Origin of the sequence: Natronomonas amylolytica (assembly GCF_037031205.1) — an archaeon.
Lineage (GTDB): Archaea > Halobacteriota > Halobacteria > Halobacteriales > Haloarculaceae > Natronomonas > Natronomonas amylolytica.
The window spans coordinates 54,212-76,896 of the sequence record NZ_JAYEZM010000014.1; the positions used below are offsets into that span (position 1 = coordinate 54,212).

The window sequence follows — 22,685 nt, forward strand, 5'->3', positions numbered from 1 at the left end:
GGCAGGAACTGACGGTGCCTCGCAACGCTTTAGTCCGCGCTACTGTCCTATCCGGTATGGACCACGCCGACGAACTCCTCGAGTTGCTCTCGGAGAACGCCCGCTACTCGACGGCCGACCTCGCCCGTCTGACGGGACTTTCGGCCGAGACGGTCGAGGAGGAGATCGCGGAACTGGAAGCCGAGGGGGTCATTCAGGGATACGCCGCCATCGTCGACTGGGACGCCGTCGGCGACGACCGCGTGCAGGCCCACGTCGAGTGTAACGTCACCCTCGACCGGGAGACGACCTACCGGGACGTGGCCAAGCGACTCGCCGGCTTTCCCGAGGTACAGGGGCTTCGGCTCGTTTCGGGCGATTACGACTTCGCGCTGGAGGTCGAGGGCGATTCGATGCGGGAGGTCTCCCGCTTCATCAGCGACAAGGTCGCACCCCTCCCCGAAATCACGCAGACGGTCACCCACTACATCATGGAGACGTACAAGCAGGGCGGCCATCGCTTCGACGACGGCGGCGACGACGACCGCCTGTCGGTCACGCCATGACGTTCGAGCCCTCCGACCGCGTAGCGGAGGTCCCGCCCTCCGGCATCCGCCGGTTCTTCGAGTTGGCCGAGGAGATGGACGACGTCATCTCGCTGGGCGTCGGCGAACCCGACTTCTCGGCGCCGTGGGCCGCCCGCGAGGCCGCCATCACGTCGCTGGAGCGCGGCCAGACCTCTTATACTGCCAACCGCGGCATGCGCGAACTCCGCGAGGAGATCGCCCGAGACGCACGGCGCTGGAACCTCGAGTACGACCCCGACGAGGAGATACTCGTCACCGCGGGCGCCAGCGAGGCCCTCGACGTCGCCTTCCGCGCGCTGGTCAATCCCGGCGACACCGTCGCCGTCGCCCAGCCCTGCTACGTCTCCTACTCGCCGGGCGTCACCTTCGCCGGCGGTGAGGTACTGGACGTGCCGACCCGCGTCGAAGACGAGTTCAAACTCACCCCCGAGGTGCTCTCGGAAGCGGGCGCCGAGGACGCCGACCTGCTGGTCTACTGTTATCCGAACAACCCGACCGGCGCGACGATGAACCGCGAGGAACTCGCCGAAGTCGCACAGTTCTGTCGTGAGCACGACGTCGACGTCCTCTCCGACGAGATATACGCCGACCTCACCTACGAGGGCGAGCACGTCTCCATCGCCGAGTTCGACGGCATGCGCGAGCGGACCGTCGTCTTCAACGGCTTCTCGAAGGCCTACGCGATGACCGGCCTCCGACTCGGCTACGCGATGGGCCCCAGCGAGGTCATCACCGCGATGAACCGCATCCACCAGTACACGATGCTGTCGGCGCCGACGACCGCCCAGTATGCGGCCATCGAGGCGCTCCAGAACTGTCGCGAGGAGGTCGTCGAGATGCGCGACCAGTACGACCGCCGCCGGAACTTCGTCCTCTCGCGCTTTTCGGAGATGGGAATCGATTGCTTCGAGGCCACCGGCGCCTTCTACGTCTTTCCGGAGTGTCCCGGCGAGGACGCCGAGCAGTTCGCCGAGGACCTACTGGAGGCCGAACAGGTGGCGATGGTGCCCGGAACCGCTTTCGGGGCCGGTGCCGACGGCCACCTGCGGGCGTCGTACGCGACCGGTCTCTCGGAGCTGAAGGAGGCGATGAACCGCCTCGAACGGTTCATCTCCTGACGGGACGCCCCGAGTTCGAACCTCTGTCGGCTTTTATATCCCCGACGGATACGCCGGCCCGCATCTCGGCGTATGTGCCCGCGCGTATCGCGCGTCTCACGTCTCGATAGGGCCGCAAACCTTTTTCGCGGACGTGTTCAATCGCGTGACAATGGCTATCGATGAGGCGGACGGCGAGGGTGCTGGTGTTGGGGGTCCAGCACCCGACGCCGACGCAGACGGAGACACGGACGTCGACGCCGACGCCGAGGACGAGGTGGAGAGGCCTCCGGCGACGGTCGGCGAATACGACTGGGAGGACTTCAAGGCGGAATACTACTACGACGAGGAGGGCAACCCGCCGGAAGACGAGGAGTTCGACCCCGCGGAGTATCTCGGCTTCGACCCCGAGGACCTCGATACCATCGTCGGCGGTTCCGGGCTCGGCGCCACCCAACTGACCGAAGTCGCCAACGAGCGGACCGTTCGGGTCAACCCCGAACTCGACGAGGACGCCTTCTTCACCGACGCCGACGGCGCGACGACCGTCGTCAACCGCTACGACCTCGAAAAGGCGGTCCCACAGGAGAAGAAGAGCCACTTCCGGGAGGTCGAACGCTACTGGGTGAACAAGCCCTACGCCTTCGTCATCATCTTCCACTCCGAGAAGGAAAACGAGAAGAAATACTACCTCATCGAGCCGCATCTCACCCCCATCGAATCTGACCTCCGGGAGTTCATCTCCGGGAAGCTCAAAACCGCCATCAAGTATTCGAGCGACGAGGTCGTGGTGCAGGGCGGCGACGACGCCCGTGCCGGCGTCATCGAACGCGAGACCCACAACCTGCTGGAACGCTACGACCTCTACGAGGAGGGCGCCCGGCCGGACGACAACGGGTTCGTCGACAGCGTCAAGGAACTCGTCGGCCTCGCGGAGGAGACGGAGATCGAGGAACACGTCGGACTACAGGGCGTCGAAGCCCGGCCGGAGCCCGCGCTGCTGGAGGAGGACTCCGAGACGCTCTCGGAGTACCAGATCGAGAAACTGCTCTACCTGCTGAAGCGGGACTTCATCGGCTTCGAGCGCATCGACGGCATCAAACACGACATCAACGTCGAGGACATCTCCTGTGACGGCTACAACTCGCCGGTCTTCGTCTACCACGGCGACTACGAGCAGATCATCTCGAACGTCTACCACGGCGAAGAGGAACTCGACGACTTCGTGGTCAAGATGGCCCAGCGGTCCGGGAAAGGTATCTCGAAACGAAACCCACAGGTCGACGCGACGCTGCCGGACGGCTCCCGGTCGCAGTTGACCCTCGGACGGGAGGTCTCCGACCACGGGACCAACTACACCATCCGGCAGTTCAAGGACGTGCCGTTCACGCCGGTCGACCTCATCAACTGGAACACCTTCTCGCTGGACGAGATGGCGTTCCTGTGGCTCTGTATCGAGAACCACAAATCGCTCATCTTCGCCGGGGGTACGGCATCCGGGAAGACGACCTCGCTGAACGCCGTCTCGCTGTTCATTCCCTCGAAGGCGAAGATCGTCTCCATCGAGGACACCCGCGAGGTCGAACTCCCGCAGCGAAACTGGATCGCCAGTGTCACCCGGCCCTCCTTCAGCGAGGGTGACAAGGGTGACGTCGACGAGTTCGACCTGCTGGAGGCCGCGCTCCGGCAACGGCCGGAGTACATCGTCATGGGTGAGATTCGTGGTGAGGAGGGGCGGACCCTCTTCCAGGTCATGTCGACGGGTCACACCACGCTGACGACGTTCCACGCCGACTCCGTCGGCGAGGTCATCAAGCGCTTCACGACGGACCCCATCAACGTCTCGAAGACGATGTTCACGGCGCTGGACCTAGTCTCCATCCAGACGTCGACGCGGGTGCAGGGCAACAAGGTCCGCCGGAACAAGTCGCTGACCGAGATCAACCACTACGACCCCGAGAACGACGAAATTAACGTTCAGGACGTCTATCAGTGGCAGGCCGAGACCGACGAGTTCCTGCAGATGGGCGAGTCCAACACCCTCGACGAGATCCAGTTCGACCGCGGGTGGTCCCGCCAGCAACTGGACGACCAGATGTTCAAACGGCAGGTCGTGTTGGCCTACCTCATCGAGAACGGGCTCAACACCTACACGCAGGTCGCGGCGACGCTGCAGGCGTTCATCAACGACTCCGATACCATCCTGACGCTCATCGCCAACGACGAACTCGAACGGTCGCTGGAGGACCTCCGGGAGATGGAGTCGGTCAAGATCGACATCGACCCCGACAAGGAGGCGATGGTGCCGCGGCCCTCCGCCGACGAGGGGATGCTCGAGGAGACGGGCCGCATCCTCGATGAGGCCTCGGACCTGCTGGAGGAGTACAGCGGTGAGATGCCCGACGCCGGCGTCGCGGACGCGCTCGAAATCGAGGAAGAGGAGGACATCGACCTCGACGACGAGGAGGACGGCGACTTCGATTACGGCGGGTTCGCCTTCGAAGCCGGTGGCGGCGGCGACGAGAACCCCGACGACGGCGAGGCGACGGCCGATGGCGGCGAACCCGCCCCCGACGCGACTGAACCGGCCGACGACAGCGACCCCTTCGACGGGGACGATATATGAGCCTCGGGACGGCCGGTTCCACGGGCGGCACCAACCCGCTTGCCGACCTCTTTTATCCCCTGTACGTGCGCCTGTTCGACGACGACAGCGATTTCGTCGGCAACATCGAGACCAAACTCGCCGAGGCCCGAATCCCACAGACGGTCGAGATATACCTGTCGAGAGCCCTCGCTATCGGCGTCATAACCGGCGTCGGCCTGTGGCTGCTCGGGACGTTGCTGGGGTGGGCCATCGTCACCTTCCTCATCACCGAACCGCCGACGTTCCTCGGCTTGCCGATGCCCGAGCCGTACCTCTCTATCGTCAACTCGCTGAAAATTCCCTTCATCATCGTGGTCTCGGGGCTGCTATTCGGCTCTATCGGGTTCGGTTCGGGCTTCGGCGGCATGGTCGCCAAGCCCTATCTCGATTCGAGCGCCCGGAAACGGGAGATCAACGTCCTGCTGTCCGACTCGGTGTCCTTCATGTACGCGCTGTCGGTCGGGGGGTTGAACCAACTGGAGATCCTCGAGGCGATGGCGAAGGCCGACGACACCTACGGCGAGGTGGCAAAGGAGTTCCAGTCCATCGTTCTGGAGACGCAGTATTTCGATACAGACTACCGGACGGCCGTCCGGAATCAGGCGATGCAGACGCCGTCGGACGAACTCAGCCAGTTCCTGACGGACATGCTCTCGATTATCAACTCCGGCGGTGACATGGAGAAGTTCCTCGAAGACCAGAAGGAAAAGCACATGCGGACCTCCAAGCAGGAACAGGAACTCGTCTTAGAGACCCTCGAACTGTTCGGGGAGATGTACATGACGCTGTCGCTGTTTCCCCTCCTGCTTATCATCATCCTCGTCATCATGTCGATGCTCGGCGAGGCACAGGACATGCTGCTGTACGGTACGGTCTACGGTCTGATTCCGCTCATCGGCGTCGGCTTTCTCGTGATGGTCTCGACGGTCGTTCAGGACGAGGTCGGCGACGGCTACCTCCGGCCGGAGGACGGCGAGACGCTGGTCGACGAGTCCGAGTCGATGTTCGACCTCGGCCTCGCGGAGGATTACGCCGGGCGTTACGGCATCTTCGACCGCGTCAAATCCAGGGAGGGAACGCACGTCACCCTCAACGTCCTGAAGGACCCACACCTGTTCTTCCGGGATTACCCGCTTGCCGTGTTGGCGATTACGTTCCCGGCGACGCTGGTCCTGATGGCCTTCTCGGTGATGGCCGGGTTCGCGCCGACGAGTTTCGACGGGATGGTCAGCGCGCCGATTCGGGGGACCTTCTTTTGGGTCTTCGTGCCGCTGTACGTCAACTTCCTCCCGTTGACGATCTTCCACGAGTGGAACGTCCGCTCCCGCAGCGCCATCACGAACAAGCTCTCCGATAACCTCCGGAAGCTCTCCAGCGCCAACGACACCGGGATGACGCTGCTGGAATCGCTGAAGGTCGTCGCCGACACCTCCTCGGGAAAGCTTTCCGAGGAGTTCCGCGTCATGTACGCGAAGGTCAACTACGGGACGAGCCTCAAGACGGCCCTCCGGGAGTTCAACAACAAGTACCACATCCCGCGTCTGGCCCGGACGATGAAACTCATCTCGAAGGCACAGGAGGCCTCCAGTCAGATCACACAGGTCCTGTCGACGGCGGCACAGGCCTCCGAGAACCAGGACGACATCGAGATGGACCGCAAATCGCGGACCCGGATGCAGATGGTCATCATCATCATGACCTACGTCACGCTGCTGGGCGTGATGGCCCTGCTGAAAGTCGAGTTCCTCGATACGATGGCCGGGCTGACCGAACAGGCCGCAAACGCCGAAAGCGGTGGCGCTGGCGGAGGCGGCGGCCAGTTCGGTGGCGGCCTCGACATCGACATGTTGACGATGCTGTTCTTCCATGCGGTCACGCTACAGGGAGTCATCTCCGGGTTCATCGCGGGCTATATCCGCGAGGTGAGCATCATGGCCGGCCTGAAGTTCGTGGTCGTCCTGCCGACGCTTGCCCTCCTCGTGTTCATGATGGTGTAACATGTCCGGATCTCGCGCACAGACGACGCTGGATTTCGCCATCGCGATGGGCATCTTTCTGCTGGCTATCGCGTTCGTCTTCACGTTCATCCCCTCGCTGACGGCCCCGTTCGTCGACGGCGACCAGGACCGAAGCGCCGTGGCCGACCGCACCGCCAGCCACCTCTCGGAGGGGGCGCTCGGGGACCCGAACCGACCGCTGGTCGTCGAGGAGCCGTGTGCGACGGCCTTCTTCGACGACAGCGACGCCCCGCCGGAGTGTGGGAGCATCGGCAACCACACGGACGACCAACCGCGAAAGCGACTCGGCCTCAGCGAGGACGTCGGCTTCTACATCCGTCTCGTTCAGGTCGACGCCAGCGCCTCGGGCGACGACCGGTATCGGACGGTCTGTCGAACCGACGATGGGACCGTCGTCCACGAGGAGGACAGTCGCTGTGATAGCGACGACGTTTCCTACGAAATCGGCGAAGACCCCGAGTCAGCGAGTTCGGTGACGGTGGCTCGGCGCATCGTGACCGTCGATGACTGCGATTTCGAGGGTGCAGAAGCGTGTGATGCGACACTGCTCGTGGAGGTGTACTGAAATGGGCGAGGAGAACCGAGGGCAGGCGTACACGCTGGAGGCGGTCATCGCGGCCCTGCTGATAATCTCCAGTCTCGTCTTCGCGCTGCAGGTGACGGCCGTCACGCCGCTGTCGGCGAGTACGTCGAACCAGCACATCGAGAACCAACAGCGCGCCTCGGCAGACGGCGTGTTGGCGGCGGCCCAGGAATCGGGCGCGCTGAAGGACGCGATTCTCTACTGGAACGATTCGGAATCGCGGTTCCACAACACGTCGACGTTCGACTACTACACCAACGTGTATCCACAAACCGAGTTCGGCAACATCACCGACCGCGCCTTCGGGGGACGGGGCCTCGCGGTCAACGTCGAACTCTACACCGAGGGCCAAAACTCGGCACAGCGGCTGATATATCGCGGTGAGCCGAGCGACAACGCCGTCACCGCGAGTCGGCAGGTGACGCTGTACGACGACGATACCCTGACGGCGCCCGGCCACGAAGGGACGAACGTCTCGGCGGCGGACTCCTACAGCAAGGCCGTTCCCGAACGCGACGGTAGCAACGTCTACAACGTGGTTCGCGTGGAGGTGACGGTATGGCGGATGTAGACCGGGGCGTGTCGCCGGTGTTCGGGTACGCCCTCACGTTGAGCATCTCGACGCTGCTCATCGCGGGGCTGCTGATGGCGGCCAGCGGGTACGTCGACACCCAACGCGAGCGGACGTCGGAGAACGAACTGACCGTCGTCGGACAGCAGATATCGGCCGACATCGCGGCGGCCGACCGGCTCAACCGGACCGATGGCGCCAATCCCGATTCGCTCCGGATAACCCGGACCGTTCCGAACCGTATCGTGGGGTCGTCCTACCGGATACACCTTTTAAATGACACCGAGGGACCGACACAGCCGTATCTCGAATTGCGGACCGCCGACCCCGAGGTGACGGTGACCGTCGGCGTCGCCGTCGCGCCGTCGACGACCGTTGCGGAAAGCAGCGCTGACGGCGGTCGAATCGCCGTCGAGATAGAAAACGGGGATCTGGTGATACACAATGTGTGACGACGGGCGGGCCGTCAGCGAGGTCATCGGGTTCGTGATGGTGTTCTCGCTGGTGTTGGGGACGGTCAGCGTCGTCTACATCGCCGGCGTCGGCGGACTCGACGAGACGCGGGACGCCGAGCGGGTCCAGAACGCCGAGCGGGCCTTCGACGTGTTGGCGGACAACTTGCAGGAACTCGGTCGCGCCGAGGCGCCCAACCGGGCGACCGAAATCCGGCTCTCGGAGTCCCAACTCATGGTCGGACAGCGATACCGGACGCGAGTGCGGGTCAACGGGACGAACGTCTCCGAGGCCGCGCCACGACCCATCGTCTTCGATGGGGGGACGGGGACGCGTATCGTCTACGAGCAGGGCGCGGTCATCCGCAACGACCTCGACGGCGGCGTGCGGATGGTACGGCAACCGGATTACCTCTTCGGCACCGACCGGACGGTCATCCGCCACATCGAGCCACGGGGCGGCGAGCAGAACGTGGGCGGGTCCACGACGGCGCTGGTCCGTGCCGAGCGCAACCAGCCGTTTCTGGTGTACGGGCAGAACGTCTCGGACCACGACGACATGGAGTTCGACCTCCAGACGACTGCGGGTCGTGCGCCCGCATGGAGGCAGTATCTCGGAAAGCAGGCGAGCCTCGACAATTGTAGCACGTCGCCGGCCGACGCGGAGGAGGATACGACCGTGACGATTACCTGCGAGCTCGATACCGACGAGGTCTACGTCGCTCGGGTGCTCATCGACATCGAACTCGCCGTCTGACCGACGTGACGGCGGGCCGTTTTTGCCGATTCTCGGAACCCGATTCAGTCGAGTTCGATGCGGATGCGGTTCTCGGTGATGTGGAGGTAGGTGACGACTCGGCCGCCGCCGTTGTACATAATCGTGCCGGAGGAACCGTCGGGGTCGAGCCCGGCGTTCCCCTGTTGGCGCTCGTCGATGGTCAGGTCGAGGTCCTCGGCCGCAGCGAAGTAGTGCTGCATGACTTTTTGGAGGGAGGCGGTTTCACTGGCGTTGTAGGTGGTCCCGTTGACCGTATCGCTCTCGTCGAAATCGCCGCCGCCGCTTTCGAAAACCGGCCCCGCGCCGTTGTTGCCTCCCTCCGCGAGGTCATGGGTGCCGAAGTCCTCGTAGACCATCTGTTTGCTTCCGTTGAGTAGGTTCACCGTGAGCGTCGCGTCCTCCTTGCTGTCCTCGATTCTGAATGCATCGGAGTTCGAACTGTGCAGCGTCCAGCTGTGATAGGTGTCGCCGCCGTCATCGCTGTAGTAGAGGTGCATGTGGACGGGCGTGTCGGGTCCGTCTCCCTCGGTCGCCTCGATGTATATCTCGAACTGCTTTTCGGCGCTGTCGTCGTTGGCCATCTTCCACTCGAAGTTGTTGAACCCCGAACTGGAGTCGCTCTCGAAGGTCAGGTTGAAATCGGTGAGTGGTTCGTCGCCCTCTTGCCCACGGATACGGAGCGTCGACCCTCGCATGACGCTGAACTCGCCCTGCGTCCCGAGGGTGACCAGTTGGGCCTTGACGGTGTCGTCGCTGTCACACTCCGAGACCTCTCCCTCGGTCCGTTCGGTCAGGTACGACCGCCACGCCTCGCAGTACTCGCTTTTGATTTCGACGGTCATGTTGCCGTCCTGTACCGGATTGAGGTATTCGCGTCTGGAAGTGTTACCGTCGTAGTGAAGCCCCGGTTGCGGATAGATGTTGGTCGCGGTTTCGAGGCGGGTCACCCTCGCCGTGGTGCTGCCGCCGGCGGAATCGGTGCCGTTGACTCGAATCAGCGGGAAGGTGAGCGTCGCTTCCCGGTAGTGGAACTCGGGCGGTGAGACCATCGTCACGCCACCGTCGGCGTCCTTACGCCAGACGCCGCCGCCCTGATAGGCGATTTCGGCGTTTCCGCCCTCGTAGGTGACGGCCCCCAGCGAAACCCAATCGCTGTCGCCGCCGTAGATGTATTCGGTGTTGCCGTCGGTGTAGTTCTCGTGGTATATCTTGATGCCGCCGGTGTCCTCGTCGACGTGATAGTTGCCGTTCCGCTGGCCGATACGAACGTTCTGTGAGGGAGAATCGCCCAGTGCGACCTGTGCGGCCCGGGAGTCGAACTGGGTCATGGCCTGTTCGGCCTGTCCGGTCCGCGATTGGTCCTGAGTGCTCTCGAGGGCGGCGCCGCCGAAGACGACGATGACGACCGCCGCGGTGATGGTAAGCGACACGATGAGCAGCACGCTGAGCGGCGAGGTCTGTCCCCTGTCGTCGCCGTTCCCCGCGCTGTACATGTTCCGTTAGCCGTGTCGAAGACCTATAAGCGGACTGGCCGATTCACCGCTCGATGAGCCGACGCCGTTTCGTGCAGATGCGTTCTCGGGTGGATGTATATTATAAAATAGCGCGTAATTTGGCAGTATATTTTGATATATCTGGATTAAATAGGGATAAAAAAGCAGATTCTCAATAATATATATGTTATAATGTGTTATAACTACCTGCGAGAAACCCTTAAGTAGAGCGGATATGCTACGCTTTGGCACGATGAGTCAGAAAGAGACCCTGAAAGACGTGGACCACACACCGCCGACCGGCGAATCCGTCTCGAACGTCTGGGACCGCGGCGCCGACCGCTCGGAGTAATCCACTTCCTTTTTCGTCGAGATACGGTCGGTCAGCGACGGCTTCGCCCCGTCCACGAGATTGAATAGGGACGCCGCGTAGTGTGTTCTATGGACATCGATACCGACGAACTGCTGGCGTCGCTGACGCCCCGGGAGGAAAACGAGGCCATCAAATCCTACCAGAACACCGTCGCGGTGGCCTGTCCGGCCTGCGAGAAGCCGTTCGACGACCTCGTCGTCTGCAAGCAGAACCCGACCAGCCTCAACCTCTCGAAACAGCTCGACCTCTGTGTCGGCGTTGAGGACGGGCAGGCGTTCATCTTCACGCACAAACCCGAATGAGGCTCACTCGTCGGCCCACGGGCCGACGCCGAAGAGGGTGCCGGCCGCCCAGCCGAGCAGGAACGGCGTGACCACCGCCAGACAGACGATTCCGACGTAGCGGACCGGCGGCGGCTGAAGCGCCAGATAGACCAGATACAGCGTTCCCACGAGCGGTAGCGACCGCCGCAGCAACGCCCGAATCCTCCCGAACATAGCCGTCGTTGCTACCCGAACGACAAGAGTGTACCCAAACGCTTATGGCCCGAATCGGTTCAGGTCCAACCGGGTTTCCCGACGGGGCGACCTCCCTGTCCCCCTCGTCGCGGAGACCGGACCCGGGCGCCCCCAGCGGGCGCGGCGCCCTCGGTTTTTGCCTCGTATGTGCGGCCGAAGGCTTAGGTAGTGGCTCTCCGACCCCCAGTCGATGCGTCGTCGCCGCTATCTCGCCGGTCTCTCGACTGCGCTCGGCGTCGCTTTCGTCGGCTGTACCGACGACGGCACGGAGCGATCCGACCCGAACGAGGCCTACCGGAACGCCTTCCGGACCACGCTCACCGATGAAGGCATCACGATTCGACGCTTCGAGGTCCGCGAGGGCGTCGTCGCACTCGAATACGCCCCCGCCGAAGCCACCGAAGCGAGCGTCGAGGAAAGCGTCCGAACGGCCGGCGGCGCCTATTACGACCGAATCTACGGCGGGTGGGACGTCGACCGACTCGAAGCCGAGGTGTTCGTCGACGGAAGCCTCGTCGCCACGTGGCACATGGAAAGCCGGTGGGTTCGACAGCACCGCGACGGCGACATCAGTCGGGACGAACTCGGCGAGAAGATTCAGGCGACCGTCAAGCGCCACGACGAGTAGTTCGATGGCGAGCGGCAGGATAGAGATGAGTCTGGAGGTACTTTGGGAACACGACAACGCACAGACTGAGGAGGACAAGTGGAATATTCAGCAGTAGCTCCTCAATTGTATTTGGGGAGCGGGGAAACGTACTTTATTCTGACTTTCTATCACTTTTATATGCCCCTATGTCCTGAGTGCCGAGATGAAGCGGAGTCCCAGACTATTCAGAAAGAAAAACAAGTGTGTAGTCGCTGTGGTAGGGAGTTTTGATGCCGCTCTGTGGAGATTGTCGGGAGGAAAGCGTTCAATACGCCGTAGCGAAAAGCTCGGTGACAGAATTGGCAGAGTGGTTAAAAAATGATAACACTGAAACTGCGGTTTGCAGTCGGTGCGGAAATGAGTTTGAAGTAGAGGATGTTGAGGCTATGTCTCGATTATCACCGAACGACTCGGATACTGAACCGGAGACAGTACCCCCTGATTTTCCAACTCGTGAATTGACTCTGGAAGAAGCGCGACGAAGGTATGACGACGAGGAACGCAGACGGACGAACATAGAAAGCAAAATTGGGACTGTCGTTACTATTGACGCGCTTATCGTTTCACTTACCGGAATTTTTCGACAGCAAATGAACTTGTCCCAGCGGTCACTCATTTTCGTTGTCCTTCCGGCTATGGTGTCTGCGGCAATCGGTCTATGGGTGCTACGTACGAGGACTTACGGGAGACCCGGAAAGAAAATAGAGGACTTTCATGAGCATGCAGGTACGTCGTATGAACAGCAGGTTGAAAAGCATCTACTTGACTACGAGGTGACGACATCTAACAACCGTCGGTTGACTAATAAAAAGTACAGGAATTTCGACATCTGTGTTCTACTTACTGCACTTTCTCTACTCCTTATACTCATTATTCCGTTTTTCGACTTCTGTGTTCTACTTATTGTATTTTCTCTACTTCTTATACTCATTATTCCCTTTGCTATCGATATCTTGACTCTGATTGGTGTCCGATGAGGTGGTTGTGTGATGGCAATCTTGTCATGGGGTTCTACCTCCCTTCACGAAACTAATCGGACGCTCTAAATCCAGCTGTCTCGAAGGATGCAACCCTTTAGATGGGCTTGCTGCTTTCGGGTAGCAGCTGGGGCTTGCCAAGGGAGTGGCTCGAAGAGTCGACATCTCGATATGTGGCCCTTTCAACTCATCGGCTTCCTGAGAGAAACAGGTACGGACTCGCCGGGACTGAGCGAAGCCGAAGGCTTCGCGAGGGTCGGCGAGTCCATTGACTGACGGAGCGAAGCGACGGAAGGAAATGGACTCGCCGGGATTTGAACCCGGGGCCTTCCCCGTGCCAGGGGGATGATCTACCGCTGATCTACGAGCCCTCGAACGCATCCGATTGTATCGGGGTGCGACTCATAAACCCATCGAAGCGGCGGCAGCCGTGGGTGGTTTCACCACGGCTCGGCGATGCTCCAGCGCGTGTCTACAACTACGCTTGTAATAGGACAAACTCGCCGAACAACGGCTAACACTCCGTTAGAGTCAAACACCTGCCAGCGAATGTGTGGGATATGAGCACAGAGCAGGAGGAGCACGGTGAGGGGCGGACCATTCGGTGTCTCGTTGCCAAAGTCGGCCTCGACGGTCACGACCGCGGGGCACACGTAATCGCTCGGGCGTTCCGGGACGCTGGGTTCGAGGTCATCTATTCGGGCCTCCACAAGTCCCCCGACGAGATCGTGCAGGCGGCCGTTCAGGAGGACGTCGACGTGCTGGGCATCTCCATCCTTTCGGGCGCCCACGACACGCTGGTGCCGAAGATAATCGACGGCCTCGAGGAATACGACGCCTTCGAGGACACCCTCGTTCTCGTCGGGGGTATCGTCCCCGACGAGGACCGCGAGGAACTCTACGAGTTGGGCGTCGCCGAGATCTTCGGTCCCGGCGCGTCGATGGAAGAGACCATCGAGTTCGTCCGCGAAAACGTGCCCGAGCGATAGATGAGCGACAACGAGACGCTCGTCGACGAGTTGCTGGCGGGGAAGCATCGGGCGCTCGCGCGTGTCATCACGAAAATCGAGAACCGGTCGCCGGGCTATCGTGACCTCGTTTCCCAACTACACGAGCATACGGGTGACGCGGAGGTCATCGGTATCACGGGCTCGCCGGGCGCCGGCAAGTCGACGCTGGTGGACAAGATGGCCGCCGAGTACCGCGACCGCGGCGAGACGGTCGGCGTCATCGCCATCGACCCCTCGTCGCCGTTTACCGGTGGCGCGGTCCTCGGCGACCGAATCCGGATGGCCTCGAACCGCGGCGACATGGACGTGTTCTTCCGGTCGATGTCCGCCCGGGGGTCGCTCGGCGGGCTGTCGACGGCGACGACGGACGCGGTGAAGGCGCTGGACGCCTTCGGCAAGGACAAGATTATCGTCGAGACGGTCGGTGCCGGCCAAAACGAGATCGAGATCGTCAAAACCGCGGACACCGTCGCGGTGCTGGTGCCGCCGGGGTCGGGCGACGACGTCCAGATGCTCAAGGCGGGCATCCTCGAAATCGCCGACATCTTCGTCGTCAACAAGGCCGACATGGACGGCGCCGACCGGACCGTCAAGGAACTCCGGGAGATGGTCCACATGCAGGACTCCGCCGCGATGGCGGGCCATCACGGTGCCGGCGCGCTCGCGTCGGACGACGAAACCGAGGACGATGACGAGGACGGGTGGGAGCCGGCCATCGTCGAGACGGTCGCCAAGACCGGTGAGGGCGTCGACGAGTTCCTCGCGACGCTTGCCGACCACGCCGAATGGCTCGTCGAGACCGGCGAACTAGAAGCGCAGGAACGGCAGCGCTACACGGCGGAAATCCGGACGCTGCTCCGGGAGGATACCGCGTCGCTGCTGGCCGAGGAGATCGACGCCCGCGGCGGATTGGAGGGCTTCGTCGACGACCTCGTCGCGCGGGAGACGGACCCGTACACGGTCGCCGACGAACTCATCGAACCGCTGGAGGAGTGCGTCCGCGACCGCCGCGAGGAATAGCCGCGGGCGGTATCCCTAAGCCCGTTCTCGCCCATCTATCGGTATGAACTTGAAGCGACTGCTGGGTGGGGCCGCCCTCGGGATCGGCGCGACCGTCGCGGGCAATCGACTCGTGGCTCGCGACGAGACCGACCTGCCGACGCCGCTGGGCCGTGACCTGTCGACGTACCGATGGCGGGGCTTCGACGTCGCCTACACGGACGCTGGCGACCCGGCGGCTCCCGACCTCCTTTTGGTTCACGGCATCAACGCCGCGGCGTCGAGCCACGAGTTCCGATACGTCGTCGATGCGCTGGCCGAGGAGTATCACGTGCTGGCGCCGGACCTGCCGGGATTCGGGCATTCCGACCGGCCGCCGCTGCTGTATTCGAACTCGCTGTACGCCACCTTCATCCGGGATCTCGTCGGCGATTTGACCGACGAACCGACCGTGCTGGCCTCGTCGCTGTCGGCGGCCTACGTCGCCGAGGCGGCCGACGAACTCGCCGTCGAGTCGTTCGTCTTCGTTTGCCCGACGGCGACGACGATTCCCGGTCGACGGGCGTGGCTTCGCTCGCTGTTCCGACTGCCGGTCGCCGGCGAGGGGCTCTACAACCTGCTCGTCTCGAAGCCGGCCATCCGGTATTTCCTCGCGGACCACGCCTTCGACGGTCCGGTCTCCGAGGAATGGGTCGAATATGACTGGTTGACAGCCCACCAGCCCCGCGCCCGCTTTGCCCCCGCGTCCTTCATCAGTGGGTTCCTCGATTCCGAGGTCGACATCGCGGCGGCGATTGGGGATACCGATGTCCCGACGACTATCGTCTGGGGCCGCGAGGCGGACCTCCCGCCGCTGTCGGAGGGCCGAGCACTCGCCGAAAAGGCGGACGCGCGGCTGGTTGTCTTCGATAACGCGGACCTGTTGCCGCATGCGGAACACCCCGAGGCCTTCGTCGAGGAACTGTTCTAGGAGAGTTCGACCGAGACGGGAATCGAGGCTGGCGGCTCGCGTTCGAGCAGTTCCTCGATGGCGTCCAGTTCGGCGCGGACCGTCGCTTCGTCGCCCTCGTCGAGCGCGTCGCGGGCGCGGTCGAGTCGGCTCTTCGCCGAGCGGACCGCCTCGCTCTGGTCGCGGGCCCACTCGTCGGTGAGTTCGTGGCCGAGCAGGTTGGCGAGCAGTTCGACGAACGCGCGCTCCCACGCGGTGAATTCGATGGGGCTGTCCCGGTCACAGAAACAGATCGTGCCGTAACGGCGGTCCCCGACGTAGACGGGGGCGCCGATGTAGGTCCGGAACCTCTCGCCGTCGGTCGAGTTACCCGCTGATTCGTTCGATTCGTCGGCGGTGGCTACCGTCACGTCGCCGCCGTCGAGAGCGTCGTCGAGTGGTCCCGAAAGCAGAAACGAGTTTCCGGTCGCGAAATCGGTGCCTTCGGCGACGCTCTCGACGAGGAGTTCGCTCTCGTCGTCGTCGACCCGAAGGAGGGCGGCGTATTCGAGGTCGAGGGTTTCGCGACCGAGTTCGAGCAGTCCGTCGACGGGTGTCGAGACGCTATCGATGACGGTCCGGGTGAGTTCGCGGAGGGCGTCCTCACGGCGGTGTACGGCCTGTTCGGCGCGGTAGCGGGCGGCGGCGTTCTCGATGCGGTTGGCGAGGACGCGCCACTGCTCTTCGCCCCGGCGTTTCCGGAAGTAGTCGGTGACGCCCTCGGAGACCGCGTCGCTGGCGATTTCCTCGCTTCCGCGCGCGGTAAACAGGATGAACGGAATAGAGGGGTCCATCTGCCGGACGTATCTGAGCAACTCCAGGCCGTTCATCTCGGGCATGTGGTAGTCGCTCAACACGCAGTCGATGTCTTCCTCGTCGACTGCATCGAGGGCGTCGTTGGGGTCGGTCTCGACCCGGATGGAGAACGCCTCCCGAAGGTCCCTCAGTTGGCTCGCCATCAGGTCGGCGAGGGAGGGGTCGTCGTCGACGATAAGGAGGCGGGTAGGGCGCGCCATAATACAACGGCGTCGCTGACTGGGATAATGGTTCCGACCGACTCAGTCAGTCGAGTCGGAAGACGAGCGCCCGCTCGTTCTCGGTCACCGTTTCGCCGATGCCGACGACCACAGCGTCGCCGGGTGACGGTTCGGCGTCGCTTCCGCGGACGAGCCCCGTCAGGCGCACGTTCCCGAAGTCGGCGATGGCCGTCACGTAGGGGGCATCGTCCTCGAACTGTGGGCCGGCCACCGAGATGGTGGTCGCGGCGAGGATTTCGCCTTTCTCCGGAAGCGGCCGTTCGGTCAACTCCCGGCTGCCGCAGTCGGGACAGACTCGCCGTGGCGGTACGGTCCCGTGACCGTTCGGACACGCGAGATAGTAGCCCCCGTCCTCCTCGATGGCATCCAGCAGGTCGTCGTACCCGTCGTGCCGCATCTCGAAGCTCATCGGTCGACACCCCCGTCGTGTTCGAGGACGTGAACTGTCACCGTCGCCACGGTCCCTCCGGCGTTGTGCGCGACGCCAACGCTTGCGTCGGGAATCGCATCCGACCGGGCGTGGTGGCCCGCCAGCAGTTCGGTGAGTTCGGCGATTTGGGCGGCCCCGGTCGCGCCGACGGGGTGACCCTTCGCTTTCAGGCCGCCCGAGAGGTTGACCGGAAGCGAGCCATCGCGAGTCGTCTCGCCGTTCTTCGCGGCAGCGAGTCCCTCGCCGGGCTCGAAGAAGCCGAGGGATTCGGTCGCCAGCACTTCGGCGATGGTGAAGCAGTCGTGTACCTCGGCACAGTCGACGTCGTCGGCGTCGATGTCCGCCTCGGCGTAGGCCTCGGCGGCGGCCTCCTCGGCGGCCGGGGTCTTCCAGAGCGTCTCCCGCTCCTGTAGGGCGAGGTGGTCGCCGCCCTGTCCCGACCCGGTCACCGAAATCGGCGCGTCGAGGTCGTGTTCGGCGGCGTATTCCTCGCTGGTCAGCACGACGGCCGAGGCCCCATCGGAGATGGGACAGGCGTCGTAGAGTCCCAGCGGGGTCGCCACCCGCGGTGCCTCGACAGCGTCCTCGACGGTGATGGCCGTCTGGAAGTGGGCCTTGTCGTTTTCGAGGGCGTTGTCGTGGTTCTTGACCGCGATGTGTGCGAGGTCGTCGGGGTCGGCGTCGTGGTCGCGCATGTAGGCCGAGGCCATCAGCGCGTAGGCGCCGGGGAAGGTCATCCCCGCCTTTATCTCGAAGAGGTCGTCCGCGGCGATGGAGAGGCCGTCGGTCGCGCCCGTGGTTCCCATGTCTGTCATCCGCTCGGCGCCGCCGACCACCACGACGTCAGCCTCGCCGTCACGGATGGTTTTGACGCCTTCCCGAACGGCGACGCCGCTGGAGGCACACGCCGCCTCGAGTCGCGTCGCCGGCGCCTGAACGCCCATTGCTTCGGCCATCAGCGGTCCCTGATGGCCCTGGTGTTCCGCCAATTCGCCCATGAAATTCCCGTAGAACAGGTGTTCGACGTCATCGGGGTCGACGTCGGCGTCGTCGAGCGCCGTGAGGCCGGCCTCGGCGAAGAGGTCACGTCCCGTCCGTCCCGGGTGTTCGCCGAACGGGGTCAGCCCCGTTCCTGCGATGCGTACGGTTGCCATGCACCCAAATCCGTTATTGGGACTTAACGGACTATCGGCCGCGGCAAGCGGGGTTATAAATACGATTCACGACTCGGGCATCTGTGATTCTCGGTTTGGCAAATCGGCAAAACACGACGAGCATCCGCGCGAGCGAAGCGAGCGCGGTTCACGGCGACGAGACGGCGAAGCCGTCGAGTCGCCGTAGCGAGCGGTGACTAACGCCGACCGAAGGGAGCCGGCTGGAACCGCTCGCGCATATTTTCCCCATGTTTTTGCCGGCGCGCGAAGCGCGCCGTGCAAAAAGTGGCTGTCACATCCCCATGTCTTCGGCGTCCTCGGGAATCGGCAGGTCGTTGGGAGAGACGCCGAGGAGTTCGGCGGCGTGGTCCAGCGCCATGTCGAATCCGTAGTAGCGTTCGAGTTCGTCGCCGTCGGCGGTCGGGCGGACCTTGAGCATCGCGTAGCCCTCGATGTTCTGGGCGATGGCGGCGGTGCGGCCGTCGGCCTCGAATTCGAGCAGGCGTTCCTCGTCGGTCTCCCGGTAGCGGGCGGAGATTCCGTCGGCCTCGGCGGTTGACATGTCCGGCGATAGGGCGGCGGCGTATGCCAAACTACCGGTCGCGGCCGACGGATGGGCTTTTCCAGTCGGCCGCCGAAGCGTGGGCATGGAGTGGCTCACGAGCGGCCTCCGCCGCGATATCTGTGTTCTGCTGTACGGCGAGGAGCGTCGCGCCCAGTCGCTGAAATCGGCCCTCGAAGCGCGCTACGACCGACGGGTCAAACCGGACCGGTTCTACGGCGCGCTGGATTCGCTGGAGAAGAACGGCTACGTTGAAAAGCACGTCGAAGGACTGGAAGACGTCTATTCGCTGACCGACGCGGGCGCCGAATCGGTCGAAACGCAGTTCGAGTGGATGAAAGAGCGAGTCGAGACGTAATAAAAGAGCATCCGCCGAGCAGGGCCTTCGAAGAAGGCCCCGAGGCGGTTCACGGCGATGAGGCGGCGAAGCCGCCGAATCGCCGTAGTGAGCGGTGACTAACGCCGACCGAAGGGAGGCGGCCGGAACCGCTCGCGCATATTTTACCCATGTTTTTGCCGAGAACCGGGGTCGCGGCGTTGCCGCGACCCGCGTTCTCGTGCAAAAAGTGGGATTTAGTTCAACAATTCGTTGGCGATGGTGTTCCGCAGGACTTCGCTGGTGCCCTCGTAGATCTCGTTGAGTTTGGCGTCCCGGTAGAACCGCTCGGCCGGGAAGTCCTTGGTGTAGCCGTAGCCGCCGTGGATCTGGATGCCCTCGTTGGCGACTTCACGGGAGACCTCGGAGGCGTAGAGTTTGGCCTGTGCGGCCTCCTTGGCGAAGTAGTCGCCGTCCATCTTCTTGTCGGCCGCCGAGTGCATGAGCAGACGGGCCGCTCGCGTCTTGGTGTCCATGTCGGCGAGTTTGTGCTGGATGGCCTGGAAGTCCGAAATCGGCTGGTCGAACTGCTCGCGGTCCTGACTGTACTCCAGTGCGGCGTCGAGGGAGGCCTGCGCGATACCGATAGAGCGGGCGGCGATGGTGATGCGGCCGCCGTTGAGCGTCTTCAGCGCGTGGACGAAGCCACGGCCCTCCTCGCCCAGCCGGCGGGATTCGGGGATTGTGAGGTTGTCGAAGCGGAGTTCGGCGGTCGGACAGCCCTTGTCGCCGAGTTTGTCCTCCGTGCCTTCGACGATGAAACCGTCGTCCTCCTCGGGGCGGACGATAAAGGAGGAGATGCCCTTGTTGCCGGCGTCGGGGTCGGTCTTGGCGAACACCGTGACGGTGTTGGCGACGGAGCCGTTGGAAATCCAGAGCTTGCCGCCGTTGATGACGTACTCGTCGCCAGACTTCTCGGCGGTCGTCTCCATGGCGGGGACGTCGCTGCCGGCGCCGGGTTCCGACAGCGCGAAGGCGCCGATGTCCTCACCCTGCGCGAGCGGCGTGAGGTACTCCTCTTTCTGTGCCTCGTTACCGAACTCGTAGACCATGTTGCCGGCCAGCGAGATGTGGGCGGCGACGATGGTCCCGAGGCCGCCGGACCCGCGGGCGATCTCTTCGAGGGCGGCGGGGTAGGCGTGATAATCGAGGCCGGCGCCGCCGTACTCCTCGGGGAACGGCATGCCCATCAGGTCGAGGTCGGCCAGTTCCTCGACGAGGTCCCACGGGAACTCGTCGTTTTTGTCGATTTCGTCGGCAACGGGAACGACCTCCTCGTCGACGAAGTCGGCGACCATCTCCTTGATTTGTTTCTGTTCGGCCGTGAGACTGAAGTCCATACCTTGTGGTTCGACGCTCCGCACTTTACCTTTCCTCTCCCCTGTCGGCCCTGCCGTTTCGTCGAAAACGAATTCCGCTGGAGTCAGTCGTACTCGTAGAAGCCCTGTCCCGTCTTCTTGCCGAGATCACCGGCGTCGACCTTCCGCTTGAGCAGGTAGGCGGGCTTGTAGCGGTCGCCCAACTCCTCGTGGAGCGTCTGGGTCGCGTCCAGACAGACGTCGAGGCCGATGTGGTCGGCCAACTTCAGCGGCCCCATCGGGACGTTCGTTCCGAGTTTCATCCCGCGGTCGATGTCCTCCTTCGTCGCCACGCCCTCGTCGAAGGCCCGAACGCCCTCGTTGATCCACGGCATCAGGATGCGGTTCGAGACGAAGCCGGGCTTGTCGTCGGATTCCCACGTCGTCTTGTCGAGGGCCTCCGAGAAGTCGTGGGCCAACTCGACGACGCCGGAGTCGGTCTTCTCCCCGACGACGATCTCGACGCCCTCCATCAACTGGACGGGATTCATGAAGTGGATGCCGACCACCTGCTCGGGACGGTCGGTCGCGCTGGCGATGGTCGTAATCGACAGCGTCGAGGTGTTGGTCGCCAACACCGTCTCGTCGTCGGTCACCTCGTCGAGATCGGCGAAGATGTCCTGCTTGATGTCCATCTTCTCGATGGCCGCCTCGACGACGATATCGCAGTCGGCGAGGTCCGCGAGGTCGGTCGTTCCCTCGATGCGCTCGCGGGCCGCATCGGCCTCCTCTTGGCTAATCTCGTCTTTGCCGACGAACTTCGAGAGGCTGTCTTCGATGGTCTCGATGCCGTTCTCGACGAACTCGGGTTCGATATCACGCATCACGACGTCGTAGCCGGACACGGCGGATACCTGAGCGATGCCGCTGCCCATCGTTCCCGCACCGACGACGCCGACCGTTTCGATGTCTTCGAACTCGTGCATACGTGACCCCTGAACCCGGTGGGGAGTAATACTGTCGACGATTCGTCGGCCGACGGCGCCGTCTCAACACCACTTCTGGAACCCAGCGACCGCCTCGAACAGCGCCCCGTGCCGCCGCTCCAGCGGCATGAAATGCGTCCCGCCGGCGATTTCGACGTATTCGCGGTCGTCGCCACAACCCAGTTCGTCGTAGAGGGTGAGCGCGTCCTTGCGGGTCGCCGTCGGGTCCAGCGACCCCCGGACGACGAGCGTCGGGACCGAGATGTCGGCCGCGTCGTACACTGGGTCGCCGTTCGCGGCCGCGACGAGGTCGAGTAGCGTGCCGTTCGGGGCCGAAATCGTCGGCTCGTCGGCGTCGGGCACGGACTGTCCCGAATCCGCGAGCGCGTCCCAGAACGACTCGAATGCTCCGTCGGGGCGATATTTCGAGGGGTCGTCCCCGTCCGGAAACTGCCGGTCCCAGCGTTGGCGGGCCTCCGCGCGTGTGACCCGTCGCGCGGGACTCGGCGGTTCCCCGGGCGCCCACCGCGCTGCCTTCTCTGCTGCCGGTCGGTAAACGGGCGCGAACTGCGTCAGCGACGCCACCGAACCGCCGCTTCCCGTCAGGTGCCGTCCACAGACGATGGACCCCCACGAGTAGCCGACCAGATGGACGCGCTCGAAGCGCTCGCGGATGCGGTCGAGAGCCGCTTCGACGTCCGTGGCGGCGGCCGCTGCGCGTGAAGGTACGGTCTCCGGTGCCGTCGAATCGGCATCGAACGAGGCTGGGCGCTCGCTGTCGCCGTAGCCGCGGAGGTCGACGGCGAAGGCCGCGGTCCCGTTGTCGGCGGCCTGCGCAAGCCACGAATCGGGGCTGCCGGGCGGGCCGAACGCGGCGAGGCCCGGATAGGTCGCCCCATGGACGAACAGGGTGGCTGTGTCCGTATCGTCCCGTGGAACCTCCCACAGCCGGATTCGCGTTCCGTCGGCCGCCTCGACCTCGTGTGCATCGAGCGCCATACCCCGGTATCAGCCCCGACCGACTAAACAATCAGGGCGCTCGCTTTCGAGGGTTCGCTTCGCGCCCCGCTCACCTCTCGGGGACCTCTCCTTACAGTCGAGTCCCCACCGCTCACGGCTCACT

At 63.6% G+C, this 22,685-nt stretch carries 25 protein-coding genes and 1 tRNA gene; 16 read left to right on the forward strand and 10 right to left on the reverse strand.

Annotation, left to right across the window (positions count from 1 at the left end; translation table 11 throughout):
* Nucleotides 1-56 precede the first annotated feature (56 nt).
* The 8 genes from U5914_RS16450 to U5914_RS16485 all read left to right on the forward strand — a co-directional run bounded on the left by U5914_RS16450 (nucleotide 57) and on the right by U5914_RS16485 (nucleotide 8,691).
* Complete coding sequence (locus U5914_RS16450; RefSeq protein ID WP_336136832.1) at nucleotides 57-545, forward strand: Lrp/AsnC family transcriptional regulator; 489 nt, start codon at nucleotides 57-59, stop codon at nucleotides 543-545.
* Nucleotides 542-1,684 (forward strand): pyridoxal phosphate-dependent aminotransferase, encoded by a 1,143-nt coding sequence (locus U5914_RS16455; protein ID WP_336136834.1) that lies wholly within the window; start codon nucleotides 542-544, stop codon nucleotides 1,682-1,684. Before U5914_RS16450 ends, U5914_RS16455 begins: the two co-directional genes overlap by 4 nt.
* Nucleotides 1,685-1,835: 151 nt before the next feature.
* Entirely contained in the window at nucleotides 1,836-4,289 is a 2,454-nt protein-coding gene (locus tag U5914_RS16460) for a type II/IV secretion system ATPase subunit (RefSeq protein ID WP_336136835.1), read from the forward strand.
* Nucleotides 4,286-6,307, forward strand: a complete 2,022-nt coding sequence (locus U5914_RS16465) for a type II secretion system F family protein (protein ID WP_336136837.1) — start codon at nucleotides 4,286-4,288, stop codon at nucleotides 6,305-6,307. The genes U5914_RS16460 and U5914_RS16465 overlap by 4 nt, the downstream gene beginning before the upstream one ends.
* A 1-nt stretch (nucleotide 6,308) precedes the next feature.
* Nucleotides 6,309-6,893 (forward strand): DUF7287 family protein, encoded by a 585-nt coding sequence (locus U5914_RS16470; RefSeq protein WP_336136838.1) that lies wholly within the window; start codon nucleotides 6,309-6,311, stop codon nucleotides 6,891-6,893.
* 1 nt (nucleotide 6,894) lies between these two features.
* Nucleotides 6,895-7,482, forward strand: coding sequence for a DUF7288 family protein (locus tag U5914_RS16475; RefSeq protein ID WP_336136839.1), 588 nt, complete (start codon nucleotides 6,895-6,897; stop codon nucleotides 7,480-7,482).
* Nucleotides 7,470-7,934 (forward strand): DUF7266 family protein, encoded by a 465-nt coding sequence (locus tag U5914_RS16480; RefSeq protein ID WP_336136840.1) that lies wholly within the window; start codon nucleotides 7,470-7,472, stop codon nucleotides 7,932-7,934. Before U5914_RS16475 ends, U5914_RS16480 begins: the two co-directional genes overlap by 13 nt.
* Entirely contained in the window at nucleotides 7,927-8,691 is a 765-nt protein-coding gene (locus U5914_RS16485; protein WP_336136841.1) for a DUF7289 family protein, read from the forward strand. The genes U5914_RS16480 and U5914_RS16485 overlap by 8 nt, the downstream gene beginning before the upstream one ends.
* A gap of 44 nt (nucleotides 8,692-8,735) precedes the next feature.
* Here the strand turns inward: U5914_RS16485 and U5914_RS16490 are convergent, their stop codons facing one another.
* Complete coding sequence (locus U5914_RS16490; protein ID WP_336136842.1) at nucleotides 8,736-10,205, reverse strand: DUF7289 family protein; 1,470 nt, start codon at nucleotides 10,203-10,205, stop codon at nucleotides 8,736-8,738.
* Nucleotides 10,206-10,458: 253 nt separating this feature from the next.
* Here U5914_RS16490 and U5914_RS16955 point away from each other — a divergent pair, with 253 nt between their 5' ends.
* Both U5914_RS16955 and U5914_RS16495 read left to right on the forward strand, forming a co-directional pair.
* Complete coding sequence (locus tag U5914_RS16955) at nucleotides 10,459-10,557, forward strand: DUF7989 family protein (RefSeq protein ID WP_472802071.1); 99 nt, start codon at nucleotides 10,459-10,461, stop codon at nucleotides 10,555-10,557.
* A gap of 89 nt (nucleotides 10,558-10,646) precedes the next feature.
* Nucleotides 10,647-10,880 (forward strand): DUF7385 family protein, encoded by a 234-nt coding sequence (locus U5914_RS16495; protein ID WP_336136843.1) that lies wholly within the window; start codon nucleotides 10,647-10,649, stop codon nucleotides 10,878-10,880.
* A gap of 3 nt (nucleotides 10,881-10,883) precedes the next feature.
* Here U5914_RS16495 and U5914_RS16500 read toward each other — a convergent pair whose 3' ends face one another.
* Nucleotides 10,884-11,075, reverse strand: coding sequence for a hypothetical protein (locus U5914_RS16500; protein ID WP_336136844.1), 192 nt, complete (start codon nucleotides 11,073-11,075; stop codon nucleotides 10,884-10,886).
* Nucleotides 11,076-11,286: 211 nt separating this feature from the next.
* Between U5914_RS16500 and U5914_RS16505 the strand changes: the two genes are divergently transcribed.
* Nucleotides 11,287-11,724: a DUF8159 domain-containing protein gene (locus U5914_RS16505; RefSeq protein ID WP_336136845.1), complete on the forward strand. Its 438-nt coding sequence runs from the start codon at nucleotides 11,287-11,289 to the stop codon at nucleotides 11,722-11,724.
* Between the two features lie 407 nt (nucleotides 11,725-12,131).
* Complete coding sequence (locus U5914_RS16960; RefSeq protein ID WP_472802072.1) at nucleotides 12,132-12,722, forward strand: Pycsar system effector family protein; 591 nt, start codon at nucleotides 12,132-12,134, stop codon at nucleotides 12,720-12,722.
* A 299-nt stretch (nucleotides 12,723-13,021) separates the two neighbouring features.
* On the opposite strand, the gene U5914_RS16510 is transcribed toward U5914_RS16960, so the two are convergent.
* Nucleotides 13,022-13,093: transfer RNA gene (locus U5914_RS16510), tRNA-Ala, on the reverse strand.
* A 189-nt stretch (nucleotides 13,094-13,282) separates the two neighbouring features.
* On the opposite strand from U5914_RS16510, the gene U5914_RS16515 reads away from it, so the two are divergent.
* Genes U5914_RS16515 through U5914_RS16525 form a run of 3 tightly spaced genes read left to right on the forward strand, consistent with a single transcriptional unit; the run spans nucleotide 13,283 to nucleotide 15,701 of the window.
* On the forward strand, nucleotides 13,283-13,711 hold the full coding sequence (locus U5914_RS16515; RefSeq protein WP_336136846.1) for a cobalamin B12-binding domain-containing protein: 429 nt from the start codon (nucleotides 13,283-13,285) through the stop codon (nucleotides 13,709-13,711).
* On the forward strand, nucleotides 13,712-14,752 hold the full coding sequence (gene meaB / locus U5914_RS16520) for a methylmalonyl Co-A mutase-associated GTPase MeaB (protein WP_336136847.1): 1,041 nt from the start codon (nucleotides 13,712-13,714) through the stop codon (nucleotides 14,750-14,752). It begins immediately after the preceding gene.
* A 43-nt stretch (nucleotides 14,753-14,795) separates the two neighbouring features.
* Nucleotides 14,796-15,701 (forward strand): alpha/beta fold hydrolase, encoded by a 906-nt coding sequence (locus U5914_RS16525; protein ID WP_336136848.1) that lies wholly within the window; start codon nucleotides 14,796-14,798, stop codon nucleotides 15,699-15,701.
* Here U5914_RS16525 and U5914_RS16530 read toward each other — a convergent pair.
* From U5914_RS16530 to U5914_RS16545, 4 genes are all read right to left on the reverse strand, one after another.
* Nucleotides 15,698-16,735 carry a response regulator gene (locus U5914_RS16530; protein ID WP_336136849.1) on the reverse strand — a complete coding sequence of 346 codons (1,038 nt, stop codon included), beginning with the start codon at nucleotides 16,733-16,735 and terminating at the stop codon, nucleotides 15,698-15,700. The two genes, U5914_RS16525 and U5914_RS16530, sit on opposite strands and share 4 nt — an antisense overlap.
* 46 nt (nucleotides 16,736-16,781) lie before the next feature.
* Nucleotides 16,782-17,165 (reverse strand): Zn-ribbon domain-containing OB-fold protein, encoded by a 384-nt coding sequence (locus U5914_RS16535; RefSeq protein ID WP_336136850.1) that lies wholly within the window; start codon nucleotides 17,163-17,165, stop codon nucleotides 16,782-16,784.
* A complete protein-coding gene (locus tag U5914_RS16540; RefSeq protein ID WP_336136851.1) occupies nucleotides 17,162-18,340 on the reverse strand; it encodes a thiolase domain-containing protein in 1,179 nt (392 codons plus the stop codon). The genes U5914_RS16535 and U5914_RS16540 overlap by 4 nt, the downstream gene beginning before the upstream one ends.
* A 292-nt stretch (nucleotides 18,341-18,632) precedes the next feature.
* The gene (locus U5914_RS16545) at nucleotides 18,633-18,902 is read right to left on the reverse strand and encodes a DUF7111 family protein (protein WP_336136852.1); all 270 of its coding nucleotides are present in this window, start codon (nucleotides 18,900-18,902) and stop codon (nucleotides 18,633-18,635) included.
* 85 nt (nucleotides 18,903-18,987) lie between these two features.
* Here U5914_RS16545 and U5914_RS16550 point away from each other — a divergent pair, with 85 nt between their 5' ends.
* Complete coding sequence (locus tag U5914_RS16550) at nucleotides 18,988-19,260, forward strand: PadR family transcriptional regulator (protein WP_336136853.1); 273 nt, start codon at nucleotides 18,988-18,990, stop codon at nucleotides 19,258-19,260.
* Between the two features lie 215 nt (nucleotides 19,261-19,475).
* Here U5914_RS16550 and U5914_RS16555 read toward each other — a convergent pair whose 3' ends face one another.
* The 3 genes from U5914_RS16555 to U5914_RS16565 form a co-directional block, all read right to left on the reverse strand.
* Nucleotides 19,476-20,618: an acyl-CoA dehydrogenase gene (locus U5914_RS16555; protein ID WP_336136854.1), complete on the reverse strand. Its 1,143-nt coding sequence runs from the start codon at nucleotides 20,616-20,618 to the stop codon at nucleotides 19,476-19,478.
* Between the two features lie 83 nt (nucleotides 20,619-20,701).
* Nucleotides 20,702-21,562, reverse strand: a complete 861-nt coding sequence (locus U5914_RS16560) for a 3-hydroxyacyl-CoA dehydrogenase family protein (RefSeq protein ID WP_336136855.1) — start codon at nucleotides 21,560-21,562, stop codon at nucleotides 20,702-20,704.
* 63 nt (nucleotides 21,563-21,625) lie between these two features.
* Nucleotides 21,626-22,561 carry an alpha/beta hydrolase gene (locus U5914_RS16565; RefSeq protein ID WP_336136856.1) on the reverse strand — a complete coding sequence of 312 codons (936 nt, stop codon included), beginning with the start codon at nucleotides 22,559-22,561 and terminating at the stop codon, nucleotides 21,626-21,628.
* Nucleotides 22,562-22,685 lie beyond the last annotated feature (124 nt).

What these genes read in the sequence shown, in the direction of transcription:
- U5914_RS16505 (WP_336136845.1), top strand. Translation starts at nt 11,287, where the DNA reads ATGCGTCGTCGCCGCTATCTCGCCGGTCTCTCGACTGCGCTCGGCGTC.
- meaB (WP_336136847.1), top strand. Translation starts at nt 13,712, where the DNA reads ATGAGCGACAACGAGACGCTCGTCGACGAGTTGCTGGCGGGGAAGCAT.
- U5914_RS16560 (WP_336136855.1), bottom strand. Translation starts at nt 21,562, where the DNA reads ATGCACGAGTTCGAAGACATCGAAACGGTCGGCGTCGTCGGTGCGGGA.
- U5914_RS16555 (WP_336136854.1), bottom strand. Translation starts at nt 20,618, where the DNA reads ATGGACTTCAGTCTCACGGCCGAACAGAAACAAATCAAGGAGATGGTC.
- U5914_RS16515 (WP_336136846.1), top strand. Translation starts at nt 13,283, where the DNA reads ATGAGCACAGAGCAGGAGGAGCACGGTGAGGGGCGGACCATTCGGTGT.
- U5914_RS16455 (WP_336136834.1), top strand. Translation starts at nt 542, where the DNA reads ATGACGTTCGAGCCCTCCGACCGCGTAGCGGAGGTCCCGCCCTCCGGC.
- U5914_RS16955 (WP_472802071.1), top strand. Translation starts at nt 10,459, where the DNA reads ATGAGTCAGAAAGAGACCCTGAAAGACGTGGACCACACACCGCCGACC.
- U5914_RS16475 (WP_336136839.1), top strand. Translation starts at nt 6,895, where the DNA reads ATGGGCGAGGAGAACCGAGGGCAGGCGTACACGCTGGAGGCGGTCATC.
- U5914_RS16480 (WP_336136840.1), top strand. Translation starts at nt 7,470, where the DNA reads ATGGCGGATGTAGACCGGGGCGTGTCGCCGGTGTTCGGGTACGCCCTC.
- U5914_RS16545 (WP_336136852.1), bottom strand. Translation starts at nt 18,902, where the DNA reads ATGTCAACCGCCGAGGCCGACGGAATCTCCGCCCGCTACCGGGAGACC.
- U5914_RS16960 (WP_472802072.1), top strand. Translation starts at nt 12,132, where the DNA reads ATGTCTCGATTATCACCGAACGACTCGGATACTGAACCGGAGACAGTA.
- U5914_RS16460 (WP_336136835.1), top strand. Translation starts at nt 1,836, where the DNA reads ATGGCTATCGATGAGGCGGACGGCGAGGGTGCTGGTGTTGGGGGTCCA.
- U5914_RS16470 (WP_336136838.1), top strand. Translation starts at nt 6,309, where the DNA reads ATGTCCGGATCTCGCGCACAGACGACGCTGGATTTCGCCATCGCGATG.
- U5914_RS16550 (WP_336136853.1), top strand. Translation starts at nt 18,988, where the DNA reads ATGGAGTGGCTCACGAGCGGCCTCCGCCGCGATATCTGTGTTCTGCTG.
- U5914_RS16450 (WP_336136832.1), top strand. Translation starts at nt 57, where the DNA reads ATGGACCACGCCGACGAACTCCTCGAGTTGCTCTCGGAGAACGCCCGC.
- U5914_RS16530 (WP_336136849.1), bottom strand. Translation starts at nt 16,735, where the DNA reads ATGGCGCGCCCTACCCGCCTCCTTATCGTCGACGACGACCCCTCCCTC.
- U5914_RS16495 (WP_336136843.1), top strand. Translation starts at nt 10,647, where the DNA reads ATGGACATCGATACCGACGAACTGCTGGCGTCGCTGACGCCCCGGGAG.
- U5914_RS16465 (WP_336136837.1), top strand. Translation starts at nt 4,286, where the DNA reads ATGAGCCTCGGGACGGCCGGTTCCACGGGCGGCACCAACCCGCTTGCC.
- U5914_RS16485 (WP_336136841.1), top strand. Translation starts at nt 7,927, where the DNA reads ATGTGTGACGACGGGCGGGCCGTCAGCGAGGTCATCGGGTTCGTGATG.
- U5914_RS16540 (WP_336136851.1), bottom strand. Translation starts at nt 18,340, where the DNA reads ATGGCAACCGTACGCATCGCAGGAACGGGGCTGACCCCGTTCGGCGAA.
- U5914_RS16535 (WP_336136850.1), bottom strand. Translation starts at nt 17,165, where the DNA reads ATGAGCTTCGAGATGCGGCACGACGGGTACGACGACCTGCTGGATGCC.
- U5914_RS16490 (WP_336136842.1), bottom strand. Translation starts at nt 10,205, where the DNA reads ATGTACAGCGCGGGGAACGGCGACGACAGGGGACAGACCTCGCCGCTC.
- U5914_RS16525 (WP_336136848.1), top strand. Translation starts at nt 14,796, where the DNA reads ATGAACTTGAAGCGACTGCTGGGTGGGGCCGCCCTCGGGATCGGCGCG.
- U5914_RS16565 (WP_336136856.1), bottom strand. Translation starts at nt 22,561, where the DNA reads ATGGCGCTCGATGCACACGAGGTCGAGGCGGCCGACGGAACGCGAATC.
- U5914_RS16500 (WP_336136844.1), bottom strand. Translation starts at nt 11,075, where the DNA reads ATGTTCGGGAGGATTCGGGCGTTGCTGCGGCGGTCGCTACCGCTCGTG.